Origin of the sequence: Acetobacter farinalis (genome assembly GCF_011516935.1) — a bacterium.
Classification (GTDB): Bacteria; Pseudomonadota; Alphaproteobacteria; order Acetobacterales; family Acetobacteraceae; genus Acetobacter; species Acetobacter farinalis.
Map to the genome: position 1 here is coordinate 1 of NZ_WOTF01000039.1, position 6,390 is coordinate 6,390.

Annotated in this window: 8 protein-coding genes; 4 read left to right on the forward strand and 4 right to left on the reverse strand. The window is 49.6% G+C overall.

The genetic code is table 11. The features are described from left to right. The first annotated feature begins 457 nt into the window (after positions 1-457). Both GOB82_RS12780 and GOB82_RS12785 read left to right on the forward strand, forming a co-directional pair. Complete coding sequence (locus tag GOB82_RS12780; RefSeq protein WP_061498793.1) at positions 458-745, forward strand: CopG family ribbon-helix-helix protein; 288 nt, start codon at positions 458-460, stop codon at positions 743-745. Beyond that, a complete protein-coding gene (locus tag GOB82_RS12785; protein WP_062247526.1) occupies positions 742-1,023 on the forward strand; it encodes a type II toxin-antitoxin system RelE/ParE family toxin in 282 nt (93 codons plus the stop codon). The genes GOB82_RS12780 and GOB82_RS12785 overlap by 4 nt, the downstream gene beginning before the upstream one ends. Before the next feature lie 105 nt (positions 1,024-1,128). Here the strand turns inward: GOB82_RS12785 and GOB82_RS12790 are convergent, their stop codons facing one another. Together GOB82_RS12790 and GOB82_RS12795 are read right to left on the reverse strand one after the other, a co-directional pair. Then, a complete protein-coding gene (locus GOB82_RS12790; protein ID WP_166123677.1) occupies positions 1,129-1,668 on the reverse strand; it encodes a hypothetical protein in 540 nt (179 codons plus the stop codon). 2 nt (positions 1,669-1,670) lie between these two features. Further along, the gene (locus GOB82_RS12795; RefSeq protein WP_166123679.1) at positions 1,671-1,973 is read right to left on the reverse strand and encodes a mobilization protein; all 303 of its coding nucleotides are present in this window, start codon (positions 1,971-1,973) and stop codon (positions 1,671-1,673) included. A 161-nt stretch (positions 1,974-2,134) separates the two neighbouring features. Between GOB82_RS12795 and mobQ the strand changes: the two genes are divergently transcribed. Both mobQ and GOB82_RS12805 read left to right on the forward strand, forming a co-directional pair. Beyond that, positions 2,135-3,433: a MobQ family relaxase gene (mobQ, locus tag GOB82_RS12800; protein ID WP_166123681.1), complete on the forward strand. Its 1,299-nt coding sequence runs from the start codon at positions 2,135-2,137 to the stop codon at positions 3,431-3,433. A gap of 357 nt (positions 3,434-3,790) precedes the next feature. Then, a complete protein-coding gene (locus GOB82_RS12805; protein WP_166123683.1) occupies positions 3,791-4,831 on the forward strand; it encodes an acyltransferase in 1,041 nt (346 codons plus the stop codon). A 136-nt stretch (positions 4,832-4,967) separates the two neighbouring features. On the opposite strand, the gene GOB82_RS12810 is transcribed toward GOB82_RS12805, so the two are convergent. Both GOB82_RS12810 and GOB82_RS12815 read right to left on the reverse strand, forming a co-directional pair. Continuing rightward, entirely contained in the window at positions 4,968-5,339 is a 372-nt protein-coding gene (locus tag GOB82_RS12810; protein WP_166123685.1) for a hypothetical protein, read from the reverse strand. 94 nt (positions 5,340-5,433) lie between these two features. Further along, positions 5,434-6,225 carry a RepB family plasmid replication initiator protein gene (locus GOB82_RS12815; RefSeq protein WP_198911979.1) on the reverse strand — a complete coding sequence of 264 codons (792 nt, stop codon included), beginning with the start codon at positions 6,223-6,225 and terminating at the stop codon, positions 5,434-5,436. Between the last annotated feature and the right edge of the window lie 165 nt (positions 6,226-6,390).

The window sequence follows — 6,390 nt, forward strand, 5'->3', positions numbered from 1 at the left end:
ATTATTTTTTGCAGCGCATTAACTCGGAAGGTGACGCAATAGGGTGTGGGTAAGGGGTTTTAGGGCTGTGGATGACACTCGGAAAATGACGCATTAACTCGGAAAATGACGCATTTAACTCGGAAAATGACGCATTAACAGCTTGTATCCATATGAAAACAAAAGGTTTTTTTCATATAAACAAGAAGAAACAAGAAAAGAAAGGGAGCGGGTGTGGGCAACTGCTGTGGATGACACCCGGAAAATGACGGATTTCATGACACACCCTCTCAGGGTGTCGGCGCCTTCGGCGGGCTACGCCGCTCCCGCTCCGCGCTCGCCCGACACTTGCACTGTCAGGGAAGCGGGTAAGGAAAAATGCTCAGGAAGCATGAAGCTGGCCGCACGATCTCGCTTGAAACTGTGTAGGCTTGTGCCTTAATAAAAATTATTAAAACCAACTAAGGTGGGTGCAGTCATGAGCGAGAAACTTTCAGCCGGAAAGCAGGTGGTCAGTGTGCAGATGCCAGCCGACCTGGTGGATGCAATGGATCGGTATGGGGAATCCATCGAGCGACCTAGGTCATGGGTAATGCGGGAAGCCGTGGCGTCTTACCTCGCCTATGAGGCGGAGAAAGACCGGGCGACACGCCGAGCCTTGGCCGATGTGGATGCGGGCCGGACGGTTAGCGCCGAGGCCGTCAAGGCATGGGCTGACAGTCTCGACCAAGCTAACCCGCTGCCGCTGCCGGAACCCAAGCAGTGAAATATGAATGGACAGCCAAGGCCGTATCTGACCTGCAAACACTGACCGCAGACTTTGACCATCCGCGCGCGGCAGCGCGTGTCATGCGGCGGCTGACGACAGCACCAGACGTTCTGATCCAGTTTCCTCGGATGGGTACATTGCTCCCGGTCTTCTCACCCCGTGAGGTCAGACGCTTCATCGTGGACGACTATGAAATTCGTTATGAAGTCACGGCGGATGCCCTGTTCATCACCGACGTTTTCCATACCCGGCAGGATCGCGAGACGTTTCATTGAATGGTAGGCGCTACCCAGAAGTCTTGAAATATCTATCAAACTGGCCCGTAAATGGCTCAGGAATGGTGTGCGTGGGTGTTCTGGTGGTTTTCTGGCTGGAAACAGTCATGGACGCGCTAGAGGCCATTCTAGGCCATTTCCGGAAGTGGAGACGCACCACGTCCCTTTCTGGTCAGTTCTGACCTTATAGCCCTCAATTCGACACATGCCGAACGCCTGAATCTGGCCCACCCTGTCCATTTCGTAGGCCATACGGCCTGATGGTGATGACACAGCCCATTCTGCCAGTAAGTCCCGCTTCTTGGTTTCCTGCTGCCCCTCAGCGAACCCTTGAGCGTATCCGGTTCGACTGCCCTTGATGTCACCCAGAAAGGCCGCACAGAACACGAGCGCGATGGCTCCAAACCCGCAGGTTATGAGCAGGGTGCGCCTGTCGGTATTGACGTAGCTGGTGACGGCCTGCGCTGCATCCTCAACACGTTGAGCGGCTTGGGTGCTTTTGGCGTCCAGTGCTTCAAGTTGCTTCGCCAGGGCTGGCAGCTTACCGGCAACGTCCGAATAGGCTTTATTCGATCGCTGGACGGTGTTCTTCAAATCCTCAAACGCACGAAGGCCGAAATCTTCCGTGTCGTCTGGGTCATTCATGGTCAGCCCTCATTCTGCGTTTGTACTGGCCGGGGGGTGGTGAATCCATGATCCTGAAAAGCCTTTAGGTCTTGCTCACGAGACAACCGCTTTAGTAGGGCATCAATCACGTTCGAGAACCGTTCATCACCTTCAGCTGCTTTGAGTAAAGTGCCACCCAAGATAATTTTTTGCCGATCCTCGATTTTCCGCTTCTGCCTGTTCTCAGCATTGCGGGCATCTTTCAGAGCGTTCCGCGCCTGCTCAAGTCGCTTTTCGGCATCAAGAACTCTCTGGGACTTGGCTGGCTGGCTTGTGCTGGTCATGTGCGCGAAACTCCTCTTGAACGCAGACATATCATAAAATGATGTTGCCTAAAAACCCCTCATGCCGATAGGTATTAAGGGCGCACTTATGCAAACTCTGCGAGTTTGCGTGCGACAGGGGCAAACCCCTTGCAACCCCATTCTGTCAGCGAGCCGATCCCGTGGCGATCTTCCACCTGTCTGTTAAGACCGTATCGCGTAGCACCGGCAGGAGTGCCGTTGCCGCTGCGGCTTATCGAACAGGAGACACGCTGACCAACGAACGCGATGGACGCCAACACGACTACGCCAACCGAACCGGGGTTGATGAGAGTTTCATCATTGCCCCGGTTGGTTGCGAGTGGGCGCACAATCGCTCTGCGTTGTGGAACGCTGCCGAGCAGACCGAGAAGCGTTCCAACTCAGTTACTGCCCGTGAATATGTGCTGGCCCTTCCCGCTGAACTGGACGCCAAAGACAGGGCAGACCTTGCGCGGTCTTTTGCCTCTACCGTAGTCGAGCGTTACGGGGTGGCTGCTGACGTTGCCCTTCATGCCCCCAGTGCCGGTGGTGATGACCGGAACTATCACGCCCATATCCTCACTACGACACGGGAGGTCGAGCCGGACGGGCTGGGTAAGAAAACCCGCATACTGGACGCAGCCAAGACGGGTGGGCCGGAAATCGAGAGCCTTCGGGAGTTGTGGGCTATGCAGTGCAATGAAGTACTAGAGCGCCATCAGAAGCCCGGCCGCATTGACCATCGCAGCTATGAGCGGCAAGGCGTGGACGAGATGCCGACCCTGCACCTTGGGCCGACCAGTACCACAATGGAGCGCCGGCATAAGGCCGAGCAGGAGCGGAAGGGGGAATCATACAAACCCCAGACGTTCAAGGCTCAGGAGAACGAGCGCAGGCGTACCCTGAATGACCATGTGCGAGAAATGGTGCGTGAGTTGGCCGCCACCGTTAGGGAGGTGGCCGCTCAGGCCATGGACGCCAAGCGGAAAGGGGTGAATGGCCTTCTGAACGCCTTGAGGGTGAAGGGAAAACAGGAAGCGGACGAACAGGCCAGACGGGCAGCAGAAGCCCGCAGGCGTGAGGAGGAGCGTAAGGAAGCCTTGCGCCAGCAGGCACTCAGGGAAGTCAGAGAGCGGGCCATGCAGGAGGCCAAGGAGCGCATGGCCGACATAGCCAAAAGGGCGCAGAGATTGGCCCCTGATGCCCGTGAGCAGTTCCTTGCGGGAGAATACCCTTCAGATCCGTTTGACCGCGCATTGAACGCTCATAGGCACCCTCTGGGCACCGCTGGACTGGATGCCGAAGAGAAGGCCGTCAGGGCGCATCTGAAGGTGCATCAGGAGCAGGGGAAGCGGCAGCAGGGCGAGAGGCAACAGGTGCCAGCGCGAGGTCATGGGCGTGGCAGAGGTGGGCCGTCTCGTTCCCGGTCGAGGGATTACGACAGTGGACCAAGTTTTTGACGAGGCTATGCGACCATCGGTTGATGGTTGGTACCCAGATTTTTTCTAGCGCCATAAAGGGCCATGCTGCGAGCAGTGATACTCCCCAAGTAAGGATGAAACAAAGCAACAGTAAGGCCCAGATTGGTAGTCCCATTCCAAAGAGAGAAGTGTATGCGAAACATGTTACACTTAGAGCCCTTTTGGAAAATCGTAATCTGACGCCAAATCAGCCTCACTGAGCGCACATATAGCATCAGGAAATAACGGATTTCCGTCATTCTCGTGTTAATGTAGAGGTCTCGTCCATACTTATTTCGGCGTCATCGGCCTTTTCCAAAAGGGCTCTTATAATTATCTGAAAAACCTTCTTCTTGGATGTCTTGTGAAGTGCGTATAATAGAGAAAAATAGAATAGAATATATCGATGCGATTAAAGCGATATGTATGGCTCTAGTTGTGTTTACGCATGCACATGAGTGTGCAGGAAGCCCTCTCGGAATTTCTTCGATATTTTATTCTATAGACAGGTGCGCTGTTCCTATATTTTTCATGATATCAGGATATTTTATAATAGAAAGAGCATATAATTGTGACTTGATGAGTTTCTATATAAAAAGAATACCAAGGTTAATATATGCTATTTTATTATGTTCCGTATTAACAAATACTATTTTTGAGTCAACACATGGAATGAAAACAAAAAATGCATTTTTATATGCATTGTTTTCAGAAAATGGAATTTTTTATGGAAACTATGCGCATGCAATTCAATTATGGTTTATGTATCCATTAATTTTAATATACTTAATGTCGCCATTTATATCTAATATTGTAGTTGACAAAAGTAAAAAATACATATTTTGTTTTGTTTTCATATCTATATTATTCAATCAAATTAAATTTTCTATTTATTCTATGGGATATAATGTGGATTTTTTGAATAAATTCGGAAGTGATTTTACTGGTGGTTATTTGTGTTTTTTTGTTTTGGGTTATGTTATAATTGGAAGCAAGAAAAATATAAGTAACTTTTATTTTTTATCTTCAGTTTTTATTTTATCATTGATGGTTTTTTTTACATACAAATTTGATAAATCATCTGGTGTTATTAACCAATACTTGCATTGGTATTCAACGTCAATTCAAATATTTATATGTTCTATTTGTTTGTATTTTATATTAAAATTCATTTTCCAGAAAGTTAGCGTAAAAATTATAAATGATATTGGAAAAAAATCTTTTGGAATATATTTATTTCATTACTCAATAATGTATTTGGCGATTTTTTTAACAAAAACATATGATATTAAATGGTATAATAAGTTGTCTTTGTATTTCTTTTCTAGTTTTATTTTGGCATATTTTTTAACATGCGTATTGATGAAAATTAAATTTTTAAAAAAGATAATATCTTAATTTTGGAAACTTGGAGGGATCGAAGAATCGTTGGTTGATGCGCTTGGCTGGTGATTTCAGGCTTTTGGCGCTTTGATTGACGGTTTTCGGGACAGCCACCGTTGGATTGCTATGCATCACTTCAATCGTCATCCAGTCATGATGATGGATTTCGATCATTGGTGATAGCCATGGATTCAACTTTCCGGATTCCCTGAACGTCTTTCAACCCATCCCGTATGACATTGTAAGCCTTGCTGGCAATCGACTTAGGGACGGGCGCACCAGCCTCGGCTAGCTGGGAAATCATACTGACAAGACGCTCCGCGTCAGACAAGTCCGCCACCTGTCTGACTGCATTGTCAGACGTATTTTCTCCCTGTTTTCTGCCAATTTTAACGTGTGATCGAATAGCTCTGTCTAACCATTCTCCTATTGTGACACCCTCTCGTTTGGCCGCAGCAAGAGCGGCGTTTCTGACTTCGGGATGAACGCCACGGATTGACCACGGCTTCGGATCGTCTGTCATGTCTGACTCCACTGTATGACTTGTCTGGCATGAGTGGAGCATGGGGAACGTCTGTCTGTCATGTCTGACGTTTTTGTCGGACTTGTCAGACTGACTATGGTGGGGGGAATAGGTCGGGTTGCGGGTTCTTCCGGAACTCAAAGCGAAGCCGTGAGACCTTCCGGCCTGCCTTGATGGGCGTCCACTGGATAAGCCAGCCGTCTTTCTCGACCAGTTCCTTGACAGCGGGCTCGATGATGCGACGCTTGATGTTGTTGAAGTTAGCTTTTTGCTTCTCTGTCGCGTCCATCGAGGCGCAGAAATCCTCAATAGTATATTCGGCCAGCCCACTGTCCCGATAGTGCATGAGCAGTTCCAAGAGCCGCCATGAGTAGGCCGATCGGAGAGCATTGGCCTGTTGCAGCTTGTAGGTGGTGAACTGCTTTTTTAGCCCCATGAGTGATGGAAGAATAGGTGGCCACCAAATCAATTCAACCCAGCCTTCATTCTCATAGTATCGGCATTGTCCCACCCATCGCATATCATTGCGGATGGGTTTAAGCGGCTTTCCCGCCCGTGTGTAGGCGGGCTCGAAAAAGGTGATCTTGCGCTCAAACAGATGCTTTGCGGCATCCTGTAGGGCTTCGTATGCCGTTGGCATCCCGCATTTCGCTATTTCTGCGTATTCGGCTGCTGTGATCTTGGTGCGAGGTAGTGACGTAGCCGGGGGCACGGGCGCACGGCTGTTCATCTTGGATACGGCCAGCATAACGATACGTTTCTCTGCCAGCGTGAGCCCATGACCGGCTCTCACGAGAGCATTGCTCATCGTGATCTGCGGGTCATGCTTGGGAATGACTGCGTGGTTTTTGCGGCTTACTGCCGTTTCTGCGGTCAACTGCGTCACCTTCCGACTATATACGCCTTAACAAATTTGTGGTGCATTAATGATAATGCGTCAATTATTTTTTGCAGCGCATTAACTCGGAAGGTGACGCAATAGGGTGTGGGTAAGGGGTTTTAGGGCTGTGGATGACACTCGGAAAATGACGCATTAACTCGGAAAATGACG